Genomic DNA, 20203 nt, shown 5'->3' on the forward strand with positions numbered 1-20203 from the left:
TATTGTGAATCAAAATTGAAATGGAAAAAGATAATAAAACAAAAAAGAAAACAACTACAACAAAAGATCCTGTTAAAAAATATGATACTTCTGTTCTAAGAAACAGTAAGTTCCTTATTACTATCCTATTAATCATTAGTGGAATTGCTTTATGTTTAAGCTTTATCTCATATATAGTAACAGGAATTGAAGATCAAAGCAACCTTGCATTATTAGGTGATAGAGAAGCTGCAGTAGAAAACTGGTTAGGTAAAGTAGGTGCGTATTTTGCACATATTTTTATTTTCAAAGGTTTTGGTATTGCCTCTTTCTTCTTTGCTAAAATGTTAGTTCACAGTGGTGTTTATGCTTTCTTTGATATTGCTGCCAAAAGAATTAAGCGAATGATCTTTTGGGACTTATCTTCTATGTTGTTGTTCTCTGTATTCTTTGGTTTTTTCTGGAATAACAATCCTATTTTAGGAGGAACTGTTGGTTATGAACTTAATCATTATTTTACGGATTACCTTGGAACGGCAGGAACTGTATTGTTGCTACTATTCTTAGGGTTTTCGTTTATCCTTTTTCGCTTTAGACTTTCTCCTACTGCAATTAAAGAGAAACTTAGCGCATGGCCTGAAATGTTTAAAAACATTAGAAAAAAGCATTTAGAAGATCCAAAAACATTTGACGCTCCTAACACTGCTAAGACAACTGAAAAGGCTACACCTACCCCACAAAAAGTAGCTGAGCCTATTATAAATCAAGACAAATCGAAGGAAAACTTTAGCATTCAAACTCCTGTTGAACCACAACAAAGTGTTATTGTTGAGCATAAAAATGTAAAACCAACTATTGAGCATAGTTCTGAACTTAACCTTGATGTTAAGTCATCGACAAAAGAAAAAGACACTTCTTTTGAAGGTATGATTTTAGACACGCCAACAGATGAATTTGTCATTGAAACTCCAATGGAGGAAAGTACGGTTGAAGAAAACTTAGCAGCAAAATTAGTAAGAGATTTTGGAGAGTTTGACCCTACTTTAGACTTATCAAATTATCAATTCCCTTCTATTGACTTATTAAAAGACTATGGAACAGGTGGTATTACAATCAACCAAGAGGAATTAGAAGAAAATAAAAATAGAATTGTAGATACACTTAAAAACTATAAGATTGACATTGCTCAAATTAAGGCAACTGTAGGTCCTACTGTAACCTTATATGAAATTGTACCAGAAGCAGGTGTAAGAATTTCAAAAATTAAAAACTTAGAAGATGATATTGCGCTGTCATTATCAGCTTTAGGTATTCGTATTATTGCTCCTATTCCAGGTAGAGGTACCATTGGTATTGAGGTACCAAACAACAAACCTTCTATAGTATCAATGAGAAGTGTTATCGCATCTCCAAAATTTCAAAATGCAGAAATGGAATTACCAGTTGCACTTGGTAAAACGATTTCTAACGAAACATTTGTAGTTGACTTAGCAAAAATGCCTCACTTACTGATGGCAGGAGCAACAGGACAAGGTAAATCTGTTGGTTTGAATGCCTTACTGACTTCTCTGTTATACAAAAAACACCCAGCGGAAGTTAAGTTTGTATTGGTTGACCCGAAAAAAGTAGAATTGACGTTATTTAATAAAATTGAACGTCACTATTTAGCTAAACTTCCAGATTCAGAAGATGCGATCATTACAGATAACACCAAAGTTATCAATACCTTAAATTCGTTGTGTATAGAGATGGATAATCGCTACACATTGTTGAAAGATGCAATGGTTAGAAACATTAAAGAATACAATGAGAAATTTAAACAACGTAAATTAAATCCTGAAAACGGACACCGCTTTTTACCTTATATCGTATTAGTAGTAGATGAGTTTGCCGATTTAATTATGACAGCCGGTAAAGAAGTTGAAACGCCAATTGCTCGTTTAGCACAATTAGCACGTGCTATTGGTATTCACTTGATTATTGCTACACAACGTCCGTCTGTAAACGTAATTACAGGTATTATTAAAGCCAATTTCCCTGCAAGGGTTGCTTTCCGTGTAACTTCTAAAATTGACTCACGTACAATTTTAGATCAACAAGGAGCTGACCAATTAATTGGACGAGGAGATTTACTATACACACAAGGGAACGAATTAGTACGTGTTCAGTGTGCTTTTGTAGATACACCAGAAGTAGAGAGATTAACCAATTACATCGGTTCACAAAAAGCATATCCAGACGCATACTTACTGCCAGAATTTGTAGGCGAAGACGGTGGCACAGGTATTGATGTAGATATTAGTGAGCGTGACGCATTGTTCAGAGATGCAGCTGAAATTATTGTAACAGCACAACAAGGTTCTGCTTCCCTATTACAACGTAAATTGAAATTAGGGTATAATAGAGCTGGTCGTATCATTGATCAATTAGAAGCCTCAGGAATTGTAGGCCCGTTTGAAGGAAGCAAAGCAAGAAGCGTACTCATCCCAGACTTAATCGCTTTAGAGCAGTTTTTTGAAAACGAGCAAAACAGAAACTAAAACAAACACAAATGAAAAAAATTATTGCCTTTATATGCGTTTCGCTAATTACATTTAGCGCATCTGCACAAACAAGCCAAAGAGCAAAAAATTATTTACAAGAAGTAACTAAAAAGTTTAACTCATACAAAAATGTTGTAATTGACTTCTCTTTCACTTCAAGAAATGACAAGAATGCAAGTAAAAATTACGACAGTAACGGACATATTGACATTCAGAAAGACTTGTACTACTTAGACTTTATGGGTATGAAGAAATTCTACGACGGTAAAAAAATATACACCGTAAGTCCTGAAGATGAAGAAGTAACTATTTCAAATTATGACCCTGAAAGTACGGAAGGAATTCTACCATCACATATGTTAACTTTTTTCAATACGGGATATAACTTTCAATGGGATATTCTTCAAAACTTGAAAGGAAGAAAAATCCAATACATCAAATTAATACCTACTAACAAAAATTCTGTAATCAAAGAAGTCTTGTTAGGAATAGACGATGAAACGAAAAATGTTTACAACAAAATTCAAGTAAATAAAGATGGTTCAAAATCAACGATAACGGTTAATTCTTTTAAAACAAATCAACCTATATCAAAAAATCATTTTACCTTTACAGAATCAATGTACCCTAATTACTACATTAACAAAATAGATTAGTCGATTTTAAGTGAAGATACTTGACCGTTATATTTTAAAGACCTTTATAACAACACTGCTTACAGTGTTTGCTATTTTATATTTTATATTCATACTTCAAGGTGTATGGCTATTCATTTCTGAGTTAGCAGGAAAAGATTTGGACATATTAATTATTGTTCAATTCCTTCTATTCTACTCACCCAAGATGGTACCTTTAGTGTTGCCACTATCTGTACTTTTAGCTTCTATTATGACCTTTGGTAGCTTTGCCGAAAACTACGAGTTTGCTGCAATGAAAGCGTCGGGTATTTCTCTAAAAAGAGCAATGCGCCCGCTATCTATCTTTATTTTCATTTTAGCAGCTATTTCTTTTTGGTTTGCTAATGATGTTATTCCAAAGGCAGAATATAAATTCTTAAACCTGAGAAAAGAAATCATTCAGACTAAACCCGCTATGGCTATTGCTGCAGGACAGTTTAATGACTTAGGACAAGTAAATATCAAAGTAGATAATAAGTCTGGAAAAAACGGACAATATCTAAAAAATGTAACAATGCACGTTAAATCTAATTCAGGATATGAAAATAAAACTGTTATTAGATCTATAGATGGAGAGCTACAAACAGATGAATCGTCTAATATTCTTAAGCTACACTTATTTGATGGGAATTATTATGATGATGTTACAGCAAAAACATACGAACAAGCTAAAAAACATCCTTTTGTAAAGACAAAGTTTGAAAAATACACGATGAACATCGATTTGAGTAGTTTTCAAAATGAAGGAAAAGACGACGAAAAAATTACAAATACATATGGAATGCTTAATTTGAAAGAATTGAACTATACGATTGATTCATTACAAAAAGCATTAGATATAGAAAAGAATTCAAATACAGACAACATTTCTCTGAGAATGACTAACCTATTCACAGAGGCGTCTCCGAAAGAAACTACTATTAAAATAGTAGAAATTGCCCCAGAAAACTTATTAGAAAGTTTTACAAAAGACAATCAAAGTCGTATTTTACAATCAGCTATAGACTACACTAATAATATTAGTTTTAATGCTGAAAGTAACGACCTTTCTGTATTAAATCAAGTAAAGAAAATTAATGACCACTGGCTTGCTTTTTATGAGAAATTCGTAATTGCTTTCTCTTGTTTCCTTATGTTTTATATAGGAGCACCATTAGGAGCAATTATACGTAAAGGAGGATTGGGATTACCTATCGTTTTTGCAGTTATAATTTTCATTACTTACCACTTTATTAATACATTTGGTAAAAAGCTCGCACAAGAAGATGGTATTACACCGTTCTTAGGAGGTTGGATAGGTTCTTTAGTATTAACTCCGTTAGCAGTGTACTTAACATACAAAGCTACAAAAGATAACGGACAAGTAAACTTTAGTGCTACAATAGATCCAATTGTAGATTTCTTTAAAGCATTAACAAAAAAGAAAACACAATCTGAAGCAAGTAGATAATACTTACTTTTAGAACGTAAATAAAAACAATTTGTAGTAACAACAAAAACAACTATAATGTCACACAATCACATTCAATTAAACACTATTGAGGAAGCAATCGAAGATATCCGCGCAGGAAAAGTAATCATAGTGGTAGATGATGAGGATCGTGAAAACGAAGGTGATTTTATCGCCGCTGCAGAGAAAGTTACACCAGAAATGATCAATTTCATGGCAACTCACGGTAGAGGACTTATCTGCGCTCCCCTTACACAATCAAGATGTAAAGAATTGGATTTAAATCCAATGGTTTCAAATAACACAGTTTTACACCAGACGGCTTTTACAGTATCGATTGACTTAAAAGGAAACGGATGTACAACAGGTATTTCAGTTCACGATAGAGCTAAAACTATTGAATCTTTGGTTAAAGAAGAGACGAAAGCAGAAGATTTAGGACGTCCTGGACACATTTTTCCATTAATTGCTAAGCAAGGTGGAGTATTAAGAAGAACTGGGCACACAGAGGCTGCAGTTGACTTAGCACGCTTAGCTGGTTTTAAACCTGCTGGTATTTTAGTAGAAATTTTAAACGAAGATGGTTCTATGGCTCGTTTACCTCAACTTGTTGAAGTAGCTAAGAAATGGGATCTAAAGATTATATCAATTGAAAACTTAGTTTCTTATAGAATGAAACACGATAGTTTGATTGATAAAAAAGAAGACTTCGAAATTGATACTCGTTTTGGTAAATTCAGATTAAGAGCATACCAACAAAATACAAATGATCAAGTACACATTGCTTTAACAAAAGGTACTTGGAATGAAGGAGAGCCTGTATTAACTCGTATTAATTCAATGATTGCTAACAACGATATTTTAGATGCTCTTAGTGGTAAACTAAACAAACGTCTTGAGTCAGCTTTCAACAGAGTTAATGAAGAAGGAAAAGGAGCTATTTTATTCATTAATCAAGAAGAACAAAGTTCAAGTTTATTGAAAAGATTAGCGGTAATTAAAGAGCAAAAAGCAAGTTTAGATATGGATACTCCAAAATTAACTGCTGATGAAAAAGACTTCGGTATTGGAGCTCAAATATTACACGACTTAAACATTACTAATATTAACTTAATGACTAACTCTGAACAAGCAAAAAGAGTAGGAATGACTGGTTATGGTTTAGAAATTACAGGATATACTAAATATTAATTTGAAGTAATATTCTTATTTTAAATAACTTAAAAAAAGTGAGGTAAAAAAAGTAATTTTTACTTCACTTTTTTTTTGGATAAACAATCTAAAGTTCTATATTTGCACTCGCAATACGGAACAATCCGTTCGACTGGAGAAATGGCAGAGTGGTCGAATGCGGCAGTCTTGAAAACTGTTGACTGTAACAGGTCCGGGGGTTCGAATCCCTCTTTCTCCGCTGATTTATAAAAGATAACTTTTTCAAAAGTCATCAAAAAAGCACAAAACCTATGATTCACAATGAGTTATAGGTTTTTTCTTTTTTAGGGGTATCGCATTCTGTTCAAAAGTGCACCTAAAAAGATTCGGGATTCGGTGCACAAAAAAACATCGAAGCGATGTGCACCTTTCAACTGAGAAAACCTAGACGCCAAAGGGTGCCAGAGAGTTTTAAACTGTGTTTTTGGAACGTTTTAATTCGACATTTATTAATATTTAAAACAGTTGAATTATGTTAGAAAAACAGTTATCAATTAATTTCTTTCTTAAACCAAGTAGAGAGAAAAGTGATTTAAGAGGTGTTTACCTAAGAATCACAGTAGATGGTATTCGCAAAGAGACTTCTCTAAGTCATAAATGGGATATCAACCGATGGAACCAAAAAGCAGGTCGTGCCAATGGTGCTAAAGAAGATGCTAAAACGCTAAACTACATCTTAGATACAATTGTATCTAAGATTACCAAGTACAAATTAGAACTCCTAAGTAATGAAGAACCTATTACTGCTTCTGTGCTTATGGATTATATCCAAGGTAAAGGAACAAGTAAAGCTAAAGTCTTAGAAGAATTTCAAATGCATAACGATGAAATTTTTAGACTTGTACCTAAAGAGTACGCTATTGGAACACATGAAAGATACGTAACAGCAAGATCACATGTCGCTGAGTATATCCGTTATGTATATGGTAAAGAAGATATGGATTTTAGAGAACTTAACTATGAATTTGTGTTTGGTTATGAGCACTATTTAAAGACTGTTAGAGCGTGTTCTAATAACACAGCAATAAAGTATATCTCAAACTTCAAAAAGATTGTTCTAAGAGCAGTTGCTAAGGGAATAATTTCTTCTAATCCATTTATACAATACAAACCTAAAAAGACTAAGCTCAATAAGAAGCCATTAAGCAAGGAAGAGTTATCTATTTTAGAGAACAAAGAGTTTACTAACGAGCGATTAGCAACTGTAAGGGATGTGTTTGTTTTTCAGTGTTATACTGGTCTTGCTTATATCGATGTTTTTCAACTAAAGAAAAGCGATATAACTAAAGATGCAGAGGGAAATTTGTGGATTAGAACTAACAGGCAAAAGACAGATGCTAATATTACAATTCCTCTGCTTCCCAAAGCTATTGAGATAATGGACAAACATAAGGATCATCCTGATTGTATAGGTAAAGATATTGTACTTCCTGTTCGCTCAAATCAAAAGATGAATGAGTATTTAAAAGAGATTGCTTCACTTTGTGAAATCAGTGAATTAAACACACACAAAGCAAGAAGAACTTTTGGAAGTACAGTAACTCTTGGTAATGGTGTACCTATTCATGTAGTCAAAGAAATGTTAGGTCATCACTCTGTTAAGCAGACAGAGGAATATGCTCTAACGGAAGAAGAGTCTATCAAAACTGAAATGCAGAAATTAAAAGGTAAGCTTGAAAGCAATGCAAGTAAACATACCGATAGTTACACATACCTACTAGAGAGTTTAAAAAAGCTGAATCCTGATAAATTAGCTCAGTTAACTAACTTTATTAATCAGTTAAATGGATAACAAAAACTCCCTTGAATTCTCTACAATTTCTAATATTTCAACTGTAGTATTTGTATTAGGGAATTTGAGGGAGTCAATTTTCAACCTTTTTAAAGAGTAGAAGTTAACTTCTACTCTTTAAAAAGGTTCATAATATCTTTTGTGTTGTAGTAATACGAACCAAGTATTTTGCGACACTGCAATTTACCACTCATACGCAATGTTTGTAATGAAGCTGGCGAAATACTTAGTAATTGTCTTGCTACTTTAGCTTTTACCCATTCAAGAGAGGTTTCCTTGTTTTGTTTAACTAATAATTCTTTTAACTCTCCAATGATTGTTTGAGCAAACAATCTTAAATCTTCTTTTGTAATTTGATTTTCCATGATAGTTGTTTTTTAGGTTAAACAACTAAGGTATTGGAAGATAATATTTATACTTGAGATATGATACATGGAGGTATTATTTGGCATAAATCATAACAACAAAGATAAATTGAATTATTAACAAGTAAAAAGATCATTCTTAAGTAATTTTTTCAATTACAGACTTTGTATTTATATATAATCTTTTTTGAAAGGAATCCCAATTATTATAGATTCTAACTGATGCTCCTTTTATTTTTATTTCATGTATATTATCTAATTGTCGAACTATTTGACTCATTGAGTTATTTAATGACTTTATCGTTGGAAGGTCGTCAAAACTAGGCAATTTATTTGTGTCAATAAAACCTTTCTTCAAACTGCCTTTTAATGTATTGATGTTATCTGGCCAATACTTTTTATTTTGAAAATTATCGTATTCGCCATCTTCATATTTCTTTTTCCAAATTTGGTATTCCTTTCTTAATATTTCAAATAATGAATCGTCAATTATAGCAAAGTCTAAATCACTATTTTCAGAAAAAGGGTTTCCATATTTTGCAGGATCAATAGAAAACCCTGTTTTAGCACTACCTATTAAAACAATACTTGTTTTACATATTTTAAATTTGTTAGATAAATATTCTATAATTTGATTATAAATAATGGGGCTATTTTCAAACATATGACTAAACCTTGTTACATGAGTGAAATAAAGAATTGCTTTTTGTTCATCTTCATTTAAATGCAAAAAATTTTGTTTTAAATATTCAGATGTTATTATGATATCATGTTTTTTTAAAACATGTTCAGAAAGTCTTAAATAATCTTGAAGGTTAATCATTTTTTAAAACATTAAGTATATATAGTTTTCTTTTATTAATTAGTTTCATTTTGTTTTCGGATACTGTTCTAGGTTCAGGATATTTGAGTCTAGCTATTATTTCTGCGCATATATCAAGGGTTAATACACTATTTAGGGTTTTATTAAATTTTTTCAGTATTAATTCAAGTCCTTGGTAATTTGTACCATAATAAGCTATAAATAAATAAAATAAAGCAATCTCTTTCTTTTTTAATTTATTACTTAGTTTTGTTGCTAAATATATTTCTTTTATTTTCCTTTTTAGAGTTGGGCTATAATCATTAGTAAGAACCCTAACTAATTGTTGCTCAATTGTACTTCCACCTTCTTTCTTATTGCTGATTATTCTTTTGTATATTACTCGGATAATAGCTTTTAAATCATAACCTTTGTGTTTATAGAATCTCCTATCTTCTCCTATAATAAGCACTTGAATTAATAAATCTAGATTCTCCAATGTTATTAATTTGTTCATTAAAGGTTTGAAGGCAATTATCTTTTTTTCAAGTAATTCATATTCTGTTTTATATAACATGTACTTTAGTTTCGTTTTTCACCAATAAATAAGTTTATTATGAGTAAATGTAGTAAAAGAAACATGGTTATTGTAACTAAAAATAAATAAACATTTGAAAAGTAGTAAAAACAAAAGTCTCCTTATAAAATTAATCTTTATTAATATAATACCGTTTTCTAATAAGAATATTTTATAACTTTACGATTCTATCTTTTTAAATCATTGGCTTTATCTTTGAGCCCTTATTAAACTCAGCTATTAATTATGGAACATAAAATACATCAAGGAAGAAATGTAAAGCGTTTTAGAGAAATGCTTGGAATCAAACAAGAAGTTCTTGCTTTTGATTTAGGAGAAGATTGGAACCAAAAGAAAATATCTGTTTTGGAACAGAAAGAGGTAATTGATAATTCGCTGTTACAACAGATTTCAAAGGTGCTTAAGATACCTGTTGAAGCGATTGAGAATTTTGATGAAGAGCAGGCTGTAAATATTATCTCAAATACTTTTACAGAAAATTCAGCAATCAATTTATACTGTAATATAAATCCAGTTGACGCAATTATCCAACTACACAATGAAAAAATTGCCTTGTATGAGCGTATGCTTAAAGAGAAAGATGAAATGATGAATCGTTTAGAAAAGTTGATTCAAAGTAAGTAGATAAAACTTAATTATACTATAAAAGCTTAACCTTATGGTTAGGCTTTTGTCTTTTATCACCTTTAAAATCAGTATATTTAAAGTATGAAAAAAGAACAAAAACTAACTGATATTTCATCTTTAAAAACTCAATTATTTTGGGATACTGATATTAATAAGCTTGATTATCAGAAAGCATATATTCCAATTATAGCACGAGTAATTGAACGTGGAGATCAAAGTGAAATAGATGAAATCGTTCGGTTGTATGGCAGAGATAAGGTACTTCTTACAATATGTAAGGAGATTAAGTTCTTACCTAATTACGCTATTGAAAGAGCTATTAGATTTTTTCAAGACCTTCGAAAAGAAGATATACTTTGTTATCAAAACAGAAAAGACAAATCTTATCATTGGATATAAACAATAAAAAAAGGTAGAATTACTATGGATGGGTATTCTACCTTTTTTGTTTTTAGATAATTATTTATCTATAACTGGCAGTGTCGCGTACTTGTATTAACAAGCAAGCTTCTAATAATCTGTGAAAAATGAGCATTGATATAGTACTATCATATTCTTTGTTAGACGCATTATTAGCCATTGTTGCTAAAACTAAATTGAAAAAAGAGTTCGTTATGCTATCTAATGTGAACTGCTCAAAAATACTTTTAAAGACTAAGTAAGGATTCTTAAACTCTTGTTCACTTACATATTTCATTTCTTGTAGCTCTTCTTCAGATATTGTAGAAACAGTAAGTTCTTTCTCTATAAACACATTTGGGTTCAAAAAGATTCGATAGCTTGCTTTAAACAAGGATTGTAAAACGGTTAAATCAAAAATAACTTCCGACACCTTTGCCTTATCATACATTTTATCACTAAGTAGATACCAACAGTAATTGCGAATCTGTTCTTGAAAATAATCTATATGAGCAAGATCAGTTAACCAGTCTAATAGTTCGTAAGGACACTCTATATTTTCTTTTGTCCATAAATGAGATTCTAAAGTAAAATCGTACGTTTTCATAATTCATGATTTTTAAGTTCTTCTAAAACTACCTTGCTGTAAATCAGTAAACTATTCCTATAAACAGGTAAATTATCCGTTTAAAAAAATAGGTAATGTGATTGAATAATGATAAGTATTGGGATTCCTAATAAAAACACAATCGAATATAATACCCTATAACCGAATAGATTACATTAAATCAAGGTAAGAACTTGCAGATGTTAACCTTAAACACTGTAAGCTTATGAAAACTAAATTAGAAATCAACGAATTACAAGGTATTCCTCTTGTAGTTCAAGAGAAACTACTCTATGAGATCAATAATGGGAATGTTGAATTAATCTTTGCAACAAGTCAGCATTTCTCAGCAATCAGGCAAATAACGGTTATTCTAAATAAGGATATACCAGATGCTAAAAGACAAGAACTACAAGAGCCTTCTTGGACTAAAGAAGTGTTTAAACAGTTTGGTGTAGTTGTAACGTTTTGTAAACACCTCGTCTTTCCTTTTGAAAGTGATTTTCACTTTACTTATTTATCTCTATATCTTAATCCACAGTTTATTATCTATTCTCGTAAAGAAAGTAGTTGGGGAAGCTTATTGCAGAACTTTTATACTTTCTCTATTAGAAGACAACTTTTACAACTTGATAATTGGATACTAGAGGTAAAACAAAAACACGAGGATTACAAAAGTCGTTTTGTTGATTCCCTTGTTAAACAGAAGCAATTTCAGGCTGTATTGATTATGTATGTGCATATCATACGCTTCTACCTTCAAAGCGTTCAAAGTATGCTATTTCCCAAAAGTGCTTTAATCTTTAATTCAGATGTAGAGTTATTAGAATCAATTGAAAATAACTACCCAGAACTAAGTCAAATCTTCATTAATAGTGAGATTGATAAAGTGTATCTGTGTAATCTATTAAAAGTTAATTGCAATGGCGAGATGACAATTGAAGAGAATGATCTTACTCAAGTTGAAAGTCTATGTACTGTTATAAGCGAACAATTTGAAAAAGGAGTCAATAACTTTTTTACTCCAAGAATTGAGTATCTACTTAGTGATTTGAAAGGAAAGCAAATTTTCTCTAAAGTAGAATATGAACAGTTTATGCTTAATGCTGTGATTAAAAGACTTCTTCAAAGCTATCGCATTGACTTAATCTATTTGATTGAAAGTAAATTTTCTAATGACTCTATAGAATTCCTCTTGTTTATAGTCGGTACTGATATCAAAATTCAAATGGAACAGCATATGTCAACCTTAATTCGAAATCACTTTAATCAACGAGTTGAAATCACTTGCCTATTACATAAAAACACTTGGACAGAACGTCATGGTACAAAGTTCTTGCCTTTTATCTATAAGCACATCACAGATGATAATGTAGTATACAGTAGAACTAAAAAGAAGCATTCTAAGTTTATTCTTCCTGTTTTTGAACTACCCGAAGATACTGATAGTTCTATTTGGCAAAAGGACTTTTGGAAACTATGTCAAGATAACTTAGAGAGTCAATGGTTACAAATGGATTTGTTCAGTTGTTCTACTTATCAAATCGGACATGTTGTACAGCTAGGAAGTATTTTCAAGCAATTGTGCCTTTCATTCTTATATAAGAAGCTAAACTATGTACCTCATTTTGCTAGTCCTCGTTACTTGTGGAAACTCGTGCAATGGGCTGATAGAGAGTATAGCAATCAGTTAATGAGTGAAGAACAATCTGAAGCTCTTTTCTATTTTCTAAATACAAAACTACCTTACTTTCCAAGACAATCAACCCCCATTAATACTCCTACGCAAGAGCAATATTTAAACACGCTACACATTTGTAATCACTTCTACAATCACCTTAAAGAATTATATACGAATTAATAACCCTTAAATATTTTAAATTATGGAAACCAAATTTCAATTACTAAAAGAGCAAAAGTTCCCTGAGAACTTAGAGAAAAAGCTAATAAGTAGTATAACAAAAAAACAAGTTACTACTATTTGGTGCGGGAGAGTTTACGATTTATATGAGGTCATTGATAACTTTAAAGTATTATGGCTTCGGGTAAAAGACAAAGCAGAAGTTACTAAGGTATTTAGTAAAGAGTATATTAAAGCACTCTTAGAAGATAGTAATTATCATATTGTATTATTGGATGATAACGATTTTGAATTACAAGATAAAGCAGGAAGAGCATTTACTCAACTATGTTTAAATAATACGCTTTTGCTTTTTAAAGATGATAATACAGAATTGCCAAGAAGCTATTGTTATTCCTCTGATGTAGAGAGATTCAAGCAAAAATACATCGAGACCTATAATCTGTTGTCATCTTATAGTAATAGTATGAATAAAGATGAAGAGTTTGGTGTTTCTTATTTCTATTTGAAATTTTTTGAATATGATTTAGGTGTTATTGAAACAATGCTCTTTGGAACTATTAATGTACAATATACTTTTACGGAAAGATTGTTATTGCTTGAAAAGGTATTTCCTCAAATTAAGACCTTGTTTGTAAAAAAAGAAAAGAATCTATATTACATAATAAATGCAATAGATAAAGACCCAGACTCTGCAAGACTTGATGATTGGTTATTAGCGCTCGAAAAAATTCAAGCAAAGTTACACACAATGGTTATTCAACTTCTTGATAAGTTTGAATTTGATGTGAGACCGTATAGAGTAAAACCAAAAAGAAAAGTAAAAAAGAAAAAGACATTCAAATTTATAGAACAATTGCTTCCTCTGATAAAGGCTAAAGGAGTGGAGGAAATCTATAAATTTCATGAAACTGTAACCTTTGAAAATGAAAGGACAATTAAACATTTCTACCTCTTAGTTCTTACTACCAAAGAAGAAGCTGATGAAGTACAGAAGGTAATTGATCGTTTTAGTTGTAAAGATGATGATCTTAGATTTACAATTATTGCACACACAAGACTCTTTATCCAAGAGTACAGTTTTGAAAACATACATTTTTTTGAAGATGTAGTCAAAGAGGAAAACATAATCTACTCAAACGGGTATTATCCTTCTATTCATTGGATGGACAACTATGATTGTGATTATGGAGAGAGTATCTTTAGACTCAAATATCCACTTTCAAAGATTAATAAGTTTATTAAGAAAAAGATTGCTCACGCTAAAAAGCAAAGTTTTATCTCAACTAATAAACTACATAGGTGCTTATATATAAAACTACAGATGTATATACTTGTGCACACAACCTATTTACCTCATACTTCAAATCTAAATACTTTACTCAGTTTAGCTTTGTATGCAGAGAATGATAATGCACCTAAATTAAACGTGTTAATTAATCAACTAAATTCCTTTTTGCTTACCTATACGCAGAAGAATATCCAGCAGAAAGACAATAATCTGATTTTAGATAACTCTACTATTGATTCATTAAAGCAGTTCTTTGATTTTATAGATGCATAAAGTAAATGGGGGATATTTTTTATTAATAACTGCACAAAGTTAGGCAATGCCTAGCGGTTCGCTAGCAAGAAATTCCCCCATAAATGCTTGACTAAAGTCTTCGCTTTATTGCGTTGCTTCTTGCGCTCGCTAAGCCATTACCAATAGTGGCTCCATAATTAATTTAAAAATTTAATATTATGGAAACTACAGTTTTAAACAAAGAATGGCTTATCGCATCAGAAGTAGAATTAATTTACAAATCAAAAGTAAAAGCTTCACAGAGACCTCAAATTACATCTTCTTACAGTGCCTATCAAATAGCATTAAATGCTTGGGATAGTAATAAGATTGAATTATTAGAACAGTTTAAAGTTTTTATGCTTTCAAATAACAACAAAGTACTTGGAGTATTAGAAGCTTCCTCAGGAGGAATAACAGGTACAATAGTAGATTTAAGAATCATCTTCTCTGCCTTACTAAAGGCTAATGCTACAGCATTTTTGATTGTACACAATCATCCGTCAGGAAAATTAGCTCCAAGTGATGCTGATAGACAAATTACAAGAAAGATTAAAGAAGCAAGTAAAATACTTGATATTAATCTTTTAGATCATTTAATTATAACAGCAGAGAGTTACTACTCTTTTGCAGATGAAGGCATCTTGTAAGGTGTCTTTGTTTTTTTAAGATGTAAAACTGTAAAAGCACCTTTACAGTTTTACATCTTTATTGTTTTATTGAAATACTTAAAAGATAGGTTTGTTCTTTTCATTAAAGCTTGTGGTTATCTCTTGTTCGAATTCGTTAAAGTGATGCTCTAATAGATTATTTATATAAGTATAGACAGATACCTTATTTTCGCCTATTACTTGGACTATACGGTTTAACTTCTTATGGAAGTCAGGTCGAATATAGACCGTTTTACCATCTTTTGCTTTAGTAGATACTTCTTTTAAAAAAGTATCTACATAATTCTCTATACTCTTAGTCGTTTGTACTTGAGCTGATTCTCTTAATTGATTAAGTTTTTCCATTATAAAATAGGTTTGAATTTGTCATTAAAATATTGGGTAATTTCAGAGTTATACTGCTGTAGATGTTGCTTTAAGATATTGTCTAAATAAGAGTAAAGCGTTGTTTTTTCTTCTTTAGCCAGTTGGGTTATACGAAGTAATACTTCGTGATACTCAGGTCGGATATAAACAACCTTCCCTGCTCTTGATGAAGGAAATTCATTAATTAGAAAAAGCTCTTGGTATTTAGTAGTTGCTATTTCTTTCTTTGGCTTCTTCTCTTTGACTTTTGTTACTTCTTCTTGGATTAGTGGTTCTTCTTTTTCTTCTACGATTGGCTTAGCTTGTTCTACAGACTTAACTTCTATATCACCACTCATGATATTCATTAAGTAGTCTTCATCGAGTAACTCCTTTTGACTGTCTTTTTTTGATGGTTGTTTTGCTGTTTCCATATTATACATTTTTAAAGGTTTACATTTTACATTATGGATAGTTGCAAGTTTTAGCTTGTTGGAAACATTATACTAATACGTTTTTACACCAAGATCATTTTAAAACAGCTTTAAGGCACTATTTCAAAGACAATTGCAAAACTTACTTTACTATCTTACAGCAAAGAAAGTATATATACAGTTTGAAAACTTTAAATGGAATTTTAAGGTTGTACTTGGCACTTTAGTGTCAAATAGTGAGTAATTTCTTAATATGAAATCACTATAGATTTTACTTTGTAAAATTGATAGATTTAGTAATCGAAAGATTACAGCAAGTTATGTTTTGAGGCACTCGAAATTACACTCGTGCCATCAAAACGACTTGCTCTTGCAGAGGGCTGGAAAACTACTCCGAAGTCGTCAGTTTTTTTGAATAAATAGTAGATAGATTCAAAATACTAATTGGTTTATGGATTTCCGTAATAAATTTAAAGAAATTTTTAATAGGTTTGAAGTGATATTACAAAACACTATAGATATTTTTGTATATATATTAAGTTAATATTTCCAAGACTATGAAGATCAAGTTTGAATCTACTTTAAATACTATTAATATTATTGCAACATTACTATTAGGAATTGTCGCTTTAGTAATTTCTATAAATTCATATAAATTAACTGAGCGCCAAACATATATTATCGAACATCAAAATCGACTAGATGAAGGACAACTTAAACTTGAACTAAAAAATGCTTCATTAGAATTAATAAATGTATCAAGCATGTTAAGACAATCTGAAAGTGATTATCCTAATATTAAAAATTGTTTAAAATCATTCAATGAAATGAAAATGATTTTAGAAAGTCAATTAAAAAATAAGTATTTAACTGAGAATAAACAAATGTCTGAAAAGTGGGTTGATTTATTGATGAAACTAAATTTTACAATAAAGTTTTTCCAGTCAGGCACTTCTCCAAATGTTAGAATAGATGGAGCTTATAAGACAGTTGAAGAAATCGAAACTAAAAGCTCTGAATTATTTCATCTTTATAAATAAATTAGAATATAAAATAATACTACGCACAACACTGATTTTATTATAACAACTGTTTTCTTTCAAGATTTGGACTTAATTTTATAATCCGAAAAGTATCTATCTTGACTTTTTTTTAAATGTATTCAATAAATTGGCTTCTGTTTACTGTGTCGCTAAATTGAAACTTTTCGTTTCAATTTCCACCACTGACATCAAGCCTCAAATAATGTAAGATTTTTAAAACAAATACTATAAAAATGCCAATATGTTATAATTGTGGAAATGATTTCCAAGAAGAAAATATTACACGTGAACATATTCCAGCGCAAAATTTATTTGCTGGTTATGGAGATGAATATAAAGTTAACAGGATAGTTGTTCCTGCTTGTTTTGAATGTAATAATCAATACTCGCAAATTGACCAAGAGATAAGAGATGTTATTGGAGTAATGAACAATAATGATGATAAACAAACTGAATTAACAAGGAAAGCTGTTAAGTCAATAATGCGTCGAAAAAGTTGGACAGATCGTTTATCTTTTGACGATGGTAAAGTTCTAGCTGTTGATTTTAGTTATGATGATTTAAAAAAATTACATATAAAAAATTTTAAAGGAGTATTTTATAATAAATATGGCAGACCATTTCCAAAAGACTTTGAAGTTGAGATAATAGCTGAAGGTGACAACGAGAACGAAAAACTTATGGGAATAGGAAAATTATTTTATGATTACGTCATAAGGAATAATGAATTTTTAGTTTCAGGGCATGAAGATATATTTATGTATAATTTAAGAACAATGAATTCTACAGACTCAGAATATGTTGAAGATAATGGAGATATAGAAAATTGTCTTTGTGTAGTTGGGGTTCTTATATATCATAAAAACATATGTTCAATAGTAATTGCAGCTAAAGAACATTTCTTGGAAGGTGTAAAAAAAGATAGAGATAAAAACCTCACATAACAAAGATTTACTAAATAGTTAGTTTTAGTAAAATATAAAGCTTGTTCCTTTTAAGCTGCAAAGGCCAATTTTATTGCCTTTTTTCCTAAATCTAACCAAACAATATTTTATTTATAGTGTAGAAATAAATTAAATTTCATGAAACCAGATACATATCCAGATATAATATATAAATACCGTAGTTGGTCAAATAATTTTCATAAAAGAATTCTAGTTGATGGAGAAGTTTATCTTTCTGCCCCAAAACATTTTAATGATCCTTTTGATTTTAGAATAACAAAGAATTATTTTTTATTAGATAGCCTCGAAAAAATTCAAAAATACGTTGATAATGGTATTGAAAAACATAAGGAATGGCTTTTAGCTAATGGAAGAGACTTAGAGTTTGAAAGAAATCAACATCTAAAACGCATGGAAAACCTTGAACAATATCAGAAGAAACATGAAGAAATTGAGGCTGAAGCTACAGATAAACATTATGGTGTTTTATCACTGTCTGCTAGATGGGATTCAATATTGATGTGGTCTCATTATGGAGATTTTCATAAAGGATTTAATATTGGCTATAATGAAACCAAAATGAGAGAATCAGGATTGTTTGGTAAGGGGGGCCATGTCTCATATTCTTCGGAGTTTCCCCATCTAGATCCATTTAGTGAGCATTCGATGCAAACGTCGTTCATGCAAACTCATTATAAGTCAAAAGAATGGGAATACGAAGAAGAGTACCGCTTAACAAAGCTTTTTTTTCCTAATCCTGCAACTGAGGAACAAAGAACAATTAAAATTCCATTCGATTATGTTGAGGAAATTAATATAGGAATTGCTATATCTAGACAGGATAGGGATGAAATATTAAAACTAGCGGAAGAAAGAAACATTACAGTTTACCAGTTAAAGAAGACTCCGTTTAAGTTTGAATTATCTAGAGATAAATTATAATTACTCCGAAGCCGTTGTTTTTTTTGTGTAAGTAGTATGTAGACTCAAAATATTGAGGGGTTTACGGATTTCCGTAATAAGATTAAGGAAAGTTTTAATATGTTTGGGTTAGAATTATTAGATACTAATGGAATATTATCAAATACGATAAATTGTAGATGTGAAAAATAAGGATATACTGATTTTATATGGCTACCCCAAATTATATAAGTCAGTTGTGAATTAAATTATTCTGTTATAAACCAGACTATTCTTCTAAAGTATCTTATTACATAAAAATAATTAGCTTAACATACTGATTTCACGAAATGCTATTATAGACGTTTTTTACGAAACGGATAGTTATATTGTTCGTAAAAAATGATGTTAACTATAATCATACACAGAAACCTATTAAAATGATTTTCTACAAATACACATCATTTGACACTACAAAACTTATTATTCAAAATAAAACAGTTAGATGGTCAAGCCCTTTAAAATTTAACGATATAGAAGAATGTCAATTTGTGCCATACTCAAAAGAAAGTTTTGGAAAAGCAAATCGTGAATATTTTGACATCCTTATAAAAATTGCTAATGGTGAAAATTTAGATATTGATTATCATAGACTAAGTGATATAACTAAAATGCTTATTTCAACGATACGTTTATCAATTGATAAAAGCACATTTGACGTAACAAACATAATTGATAATGTAATCAATTTTGCAAGTAACCCTGAGGCAGATTATAGAGAATACATTAATAAAGGTTTAATCAGAGTACTCAGAATTCTTTGTGTTACTGCTAGATTTGATAATAAATTGATGTGGGCACATTATGGTGATCAACATTATGGTTGTGTTATTGAATTATCAAAACTATATATTGACAAGCCACGTGGTTTAAAAGAAGGAAGAGTCGATTATCATGAAAATTTATACCCTAAAACCAATTCATTAGATCTACTCTTATATGGTGAAACACCTGAACTTAGAGATTTAATGATTCAAGATGTTATTTTTTCCAAAAGATCAATTTGGAATTATGAAGAAGAATTTAGATTAATGTATTCAGAAAATTTCGGTAACATTCAATTTGTACATAATTTTCAGAATAATGAAAAATCTTTAACTGTCTCTAACCAAACTGACGAGCTGTTTACAGATATTCCTATTGAAAAGGATTATATTAAATCTATAACTTTTGGTGTAAGAGTAACGGAAGAAAATATACAACAAATGATTGAACACCTTAAATCTAATAATATAAACTGTAACTTATATAAAATGATACTTAACGATTCTTCATTGGAAAGAATATCTTTATAAAATAATGACAGCAGCTGACATGGGCTTGGTGCAAT

General features: G+C 30.4%; 20 protein-coding genes and 1 tRNA gene. 15 read left to right on the forward strand and 6 right to left on the reverse strand.

What is annotated here, in order from left to right; translation table 11 throughout:
* Window positions 1-20 precede the first annotated feature (20 nt).
* The 6 genes from AABL81_RS07430 (at window position 21) to AABL81_RS07455 (ending at window position 7653) form a co-directional block, all read left to right on the forward strand.
* Entirely contained in the window at window positions 21-2519 is a 2499-nt protein-coding gene (locus AABL81_RS07430; protein ID WP_341340705.1) for an FtsK/SpoIIIE family DNA translocase, read from the forward strand.
* Between the two features lie 11 nt (window positions 2520-2530).
* Window positions 2531-3178 carry a LolA family protein gene (locus AABL81_RS07435; protein ID WP_158209127.1) on the forward strand — a complete coding sequence of 216 codons (648 nt, stop codon included), beginning with the start codon at window positions 2531-2533 and terminating at the stop codon, window positions 3176-3178.
* A gap of 10 nt (window positions 3179-3188) precedes the next feature.
* Complete coding sequence (locus AABL81_RS07440) at window positions 3189-4649, forward strand: LptF/LptG family permease (RefSeq protein WP_158209128.1); 1461 nt, start codon at window positions 3189-3191, stop codon at window positions 4647-4649.
* A gap of 57 nt (window positions 4650-4706) precedes the next feature.
* A complete protein-coding gene (gene ribB, locus AABL81_RS07445) occupies window positions 4707-5840 on the forward strand; it encodes a 3,4-dihydroxy-2-butanone-4-phosphate synthase (RefSeq protein WP_158209129.1) in 1134 nt (377 codons plus the stop codon).
* Window positions 5841-5975: 135 nt separating this feature from the next.
* A tRNA-Ser gene (locus tag AABL81_RS07450) sits at window positions 5976-6060 on the forward strand.
* A 273-nt stretch (window positions 6061-6333) separates the two neighbouring features.
* Window positions 6334-7653: a site-specific integrase gene (locus AABL81_RS07455; protein ID WP_286391599.1), complete on the forward strand. Its 1320-nt coding sequence runs from the start codon at window positions 6334-6336 to the stop codon at window positions 7651-7653.
* Between the two features lie 110 nt (window positions 7654-7763).
* On the opposite strand, the gene AABL81_RS07460 is transcribed toward AABL81_RS07455, so the two are convergent.
* The 3 genes from AABL81_RS07460 to AABL81_RS07470 all read right to left on the reverse strand — a co-directional run bounded on the left by AABL81_RS07460 (window position 7764) and on the right by AABL81_RS07470 (window position 9397).
* A complete protein-coding gene (locus tag AABL81_RS07460; protein WP_286391596.1) occupies window positions 7764-8018 on the reverse strand; it encodes a DNA-binding protein in 255 nt (84 codons plus the stop codon).
* Between the two features lie 139 nt (window positions 8019-8157).
* Window positions 8158-8841 carry a hypothetical protein gene (locus AABL81_RS07465; protein ID WP_286391593.1) on the reverse strand — a complete coding sequence of 228 codons (684 nt, stop codon included), beginning with the start codon at window positions 8839-8841 and terminating at the stop codon, window positions 8158-8160.
* On the reverse strand, window positions 8834-9397 hold the full coding sequence (locus tag AABL81_RS07470) for a biosynthetic peptidoglycan transglycosylase (RefSeq protein WP_286391590.1): 564 nt from the start codon (window positions 9395-9397) through the stop codon (window positions 8834-8836). The genes AABL81_RS07465 and AABL81_RS07470 overlap by 8 nt, the downstream gene beginning before the upstream one ends.
* A 246-nt stretch (window positions 9398-9643) precedes the next feature.
* On the opposite strand from AABL81_RS07470, the gene AABL81_RS07475 reads away from it, so the two are divergent.
* The gene (locus tag AABL81_RS07475; protein WP_286391585.1) at window positions 9644-10042 is read left to right on the forward strand and encodes an XRE family transcriptional regulator; all 399 of its coding nucleotides are present in this window, start codon (window positions 9644-9646) and stop codon (window positions 10040-10042) included.
* A gap of 84 nt (window positions 10043-10126) precedes the next feature.
* Complete coding sequence (locus tag AABL81_RS07480; protein ID WP_286391582.1) at window positions 10127-10444, forward strand: DUF6922 domain-containing protein; 318 nt, start codon at window positions 10127-10129, stop codon at window positions 10442-10444.
* A gap of 64 nt (window positions 10445-10508) precedes the next feature.
* Here the strand turns inward: AABL81_RS07480 and AABL81_RS07485 are convergent, their stop codons facing one another.
* On the reverse strand, window positions 10509-11051 hold the full coding sequence (locus AABL81_RS07485; RefSeq protein ID WP_286391579.1) for a hypothetical protein: 543 nt from the start codon (window positions 11049-11051) through the stop codon (window positions 10509-10511).
* 226 nt (window positions 11052-11277) lie between these two features.
* Here AABL81_RS07485 and AABL81_RS07490 point away from each other — a divergent pair, with 226 nt between their 5' ends.
* From AABL81_RS07490 to AABL81_RS07500, 3 genes are all read left to right on the forward strand, one after another.
* Complete coding sequence (locus tag AABL81_RS07490; RefSeq protein WP_286391575.1) at window positions 11278-12912, forward strand: hypothetical protein; 1635 nt, start codon at window positions 11278-11280, stop codon at window positions 12910-12912.
* Window positions 12913-12934: 22 nt separating this feature from the next.
* Window positions 12935-14476, forward strand: coding sequence for a hypothetical protein (locus tag AABL81_RS07495; protein ID WP_341340706.1), 1542 nt, complete (start codon window positions 12935-12937; stop codon window positions 14474-14476).
* Between the two features lie 179 nt (window positions 14477-14655).
* A complete protein-coding gene (locus AABL81_RS07500; protein WP_286391571.1) occupies window positions 14656-15126 on the forward strand; it encodes a JAB domain-containing protein in 471 nt (156 codons plus the stop codon).
* Between the two features lie 78 nt (window positions 15127-15204).
* Here the strand turns inward: AABL81_RS07500 and AABL81_RS07505 are convergent, their stop codons facing one another.
* Together AABL81_RS07505 and AABL81_RS07510 are read right to left on the reverse strand one after the other, a co-directional pair.
* Window positions 15205-15492 (reverse strand): DUF3408 domain-containing protein, encoded by a 288-nt coding sequence (locus AABL81_RS07505; RefSeq protein WP_060874951.1) that lies wholly within the window; start codon window positions 15490-15492, stop codon window positions 15205-15207.
* Window positions 15492-15926, reverse strand: coding sequence for a DUF3408 domain-containing protein (locus tag AABL81_RS07510; RefSeq protein ID WP_286391566.1), 435 nt, complete (start codon window positions 15924-15926; stop codon window positions 15492-15494). Before AABL81_RS07510 ends, AABL81_RS07505 begins: the two co-directional genes overlap by 1 nt.
* Window positions 15927-16483: 557 nt before the next feature.
* Here AABL81_RS07510 and AABL81_RS07515 point away from each other — a divergent pair.
* The 4 genes from AABL81_RS07515 to AABL81_RS07530 all read left to right on the forward strand — a co-directional run bounded on the left by AABL81_RS07515 (window position 16484) and on the right by AABL81_RS07530 (window position 20168).
* Window positions 16484-16966, forward strand: coding sequence for a hypothetical protein (locus AABL81_RS07515; protein WP_341340707.1), 483 nt, complete (start codon window positions 16484-16486; stop codon window positions 16964-16966).
* A 236-nt stretch (window positions 16967-17202) separates the two neighbouring features.
* On the forward strand, window positions 17203-17913 hold the full coding sequence (locus AABL81_RS07520; protein WP_341340708.1) for an HNH endonuclease: 711 nt from the start codon (window positions 17203-17205) through the stop codon (window positions 17911-17913).
* 138 nt (window positions 17914-18051) lie between these two features.
* Entirely contained in the window at window positions 18052-18855 is an 804-nt protein-coding gene (locus AABL81_RS07525; RefSeq protein WP_341340709.1) for a DUF2971 domain-containing protein, read from the forward strand.
* Between the two features lie 398 nt (window positions 18856-19253).
* Window positions 19254-20168, forward strand: a complete 915-nt coding sequence (locus AABL81_RS07530) for a DUF2971 domain-containing protein (protein WP_341340710.1) — start codon at window positions 19254-19256, stop codon at window positions 20166-20168.
* Window positions 20169-20203 lie beyond the last annotated feature (35 nt).

It is taken from the genome of Myroides sp. C1519 (genome assembly GCF_038039755.1).
GTDB lineage: Bacteria > Bacteroidota > Bacteroidia > Flavobacteriales > Flavobacteriaceae > Flavobacterium > Flavobacterium phaeum_A.

What these genes read in the sequence shown, in the direction of transcription:
- AABL81_RS07430 (WP_341340705.1), top strand. Translation starts at nt 21, where the DNA reads ATGGAAAAAGATAATAAAACAAAAAAGAAAACAACTACAACAAAAGAT.
- AABL81_RS07435 (WP_158209127.1), top strand. Translation starts at nt 2,531, where the DNA reads ATGAAAAAAATTATTGCCTTTATATGCGTTTCGCTAATTACATTTAGC.
- ribB (WP_158209129.1), top strand. Translation starts at nt 4,707, where the DNA reads ATGTCACACAATCACATTCAATTAAACACTATTGAGGAAGCAATCGAA.
- AABL81_RS07455 (WP_286391599.1), top strand. Translation starts at nt 6,334, where the DNA reads ATGTTAGAAAAACAGTTATCAATTAATTTCTTTCTTAAACCAAGTAGA.
- AABL81_RS07460 (WP_286391596.1), bottom strand. Translation starts at nt 8,018, where the DNA reads ATGGAAAATCAAATTACAAAAGAAGATTTAAGATTGTTTGCTCAAACA.
- AABL81_RS07465 (WP_286391593.1), bottom strand. Translation starts at nt 8,841, where the DNA reads ATGATTAACCTTCAAGATTATTTAAGACTTTCTGAACATGTTTTAAAA.
- AABL81_RS07470 (WP_286391590.1), bottom strand. Translation starts at nt 9,397, where the DNA reads ATGTTATATAAAACAGAATATGAATTACTTGAAAAAAAGATAATTGCC.
- AABL81_RS07475 (WP_286391585.1), top strand. Translation starts at nt 9,644, where the DNA reads ATGGAACATAAAATACATCAAGGAAGAAATGTAAAGCGTTTTAGAGAA.
- AABL81_RS07480 (WP_286391582.1), top strand. Translation starts at nt 10,127, where the DNA reads ATGAAAAAAGAACAAAAACTAACTGATATTTCATCTTTAAAAACTCAA.
- AABL81_RS07485 (WP_286391579.1), bottom strand. Translation starts at nt 11,051, where the DNA reads ATGAAAACGTACGATTTTACTTTAGAATCTCATTTATGGACAAAAGAA.
- AABL81_RS07490 (WP_286391575.1), top strand. Translation starts at nt 11,278, where the DNA reads ATGAAAACTAAATTAGAAATCAACGAATTACAAGGTATTCCTCTTGTA.
- AABL81_RS07495 (WP_341340706.1), top strand. Translation starts at nt 12,935, where the DNA reads ATGGAAACCAAATTTCAATTACTAAAAGAGCAAAAGTTCCCTGAGAAC.
- AABL81_RS07500 (WP_286391571.1), top strand. Translation starts at nt 14,656, where the DNA reads ATGGAAACTACAGTTTTAAACAAAGAATGGCTTATCGCATCAGAAGTA.
- AABL81_RS07505 (WP_060874951.1), bottom strand. Translation starts at nt 15,492, where the DNA reads ATGGAAAAACTTAATCAATTAAGAGAATCAGCTCAAGTACAAACGACT.
- AABL81_RS07510 (WP_286391566.1), bottom strand. Translation starts at nt 15,926, where the DNA reads ATGGAAACAGCAAAACAACCATCAAAAAAAGACAGTCAAAAGGAGTTA.
- AABL81_RS07515 (WP_341340707.1), top strand. Translation starts at nt 16,484, where the DNA reads ATGAAGATCAAGTTTGAATCTACTTTAAATACTATTAATATTATTGCA.
- AABL81_RS07520 (WP_341340708.1), top strand. Translation starts at nt 17,203, where the DNA reads ATGCCAATATGTTATAATTGTGGAAATGATTTCCAAGAAGAAAATATT.
- AABL81_RS07525 (WP_341340709.1), top strand. Translation starts at nt 18,052, where the DNA reads ATGAAACCAGATACATATCCAGATATAATATATAAATACCGTAGTTGG.
- AABL81_RS07530 (WP_341340710.1), top strand. Translation starts at nt 19,254, where the DNA reads ATGATTTTCTACAAATACACATCATTTGACACTACAAAACTTATTATT.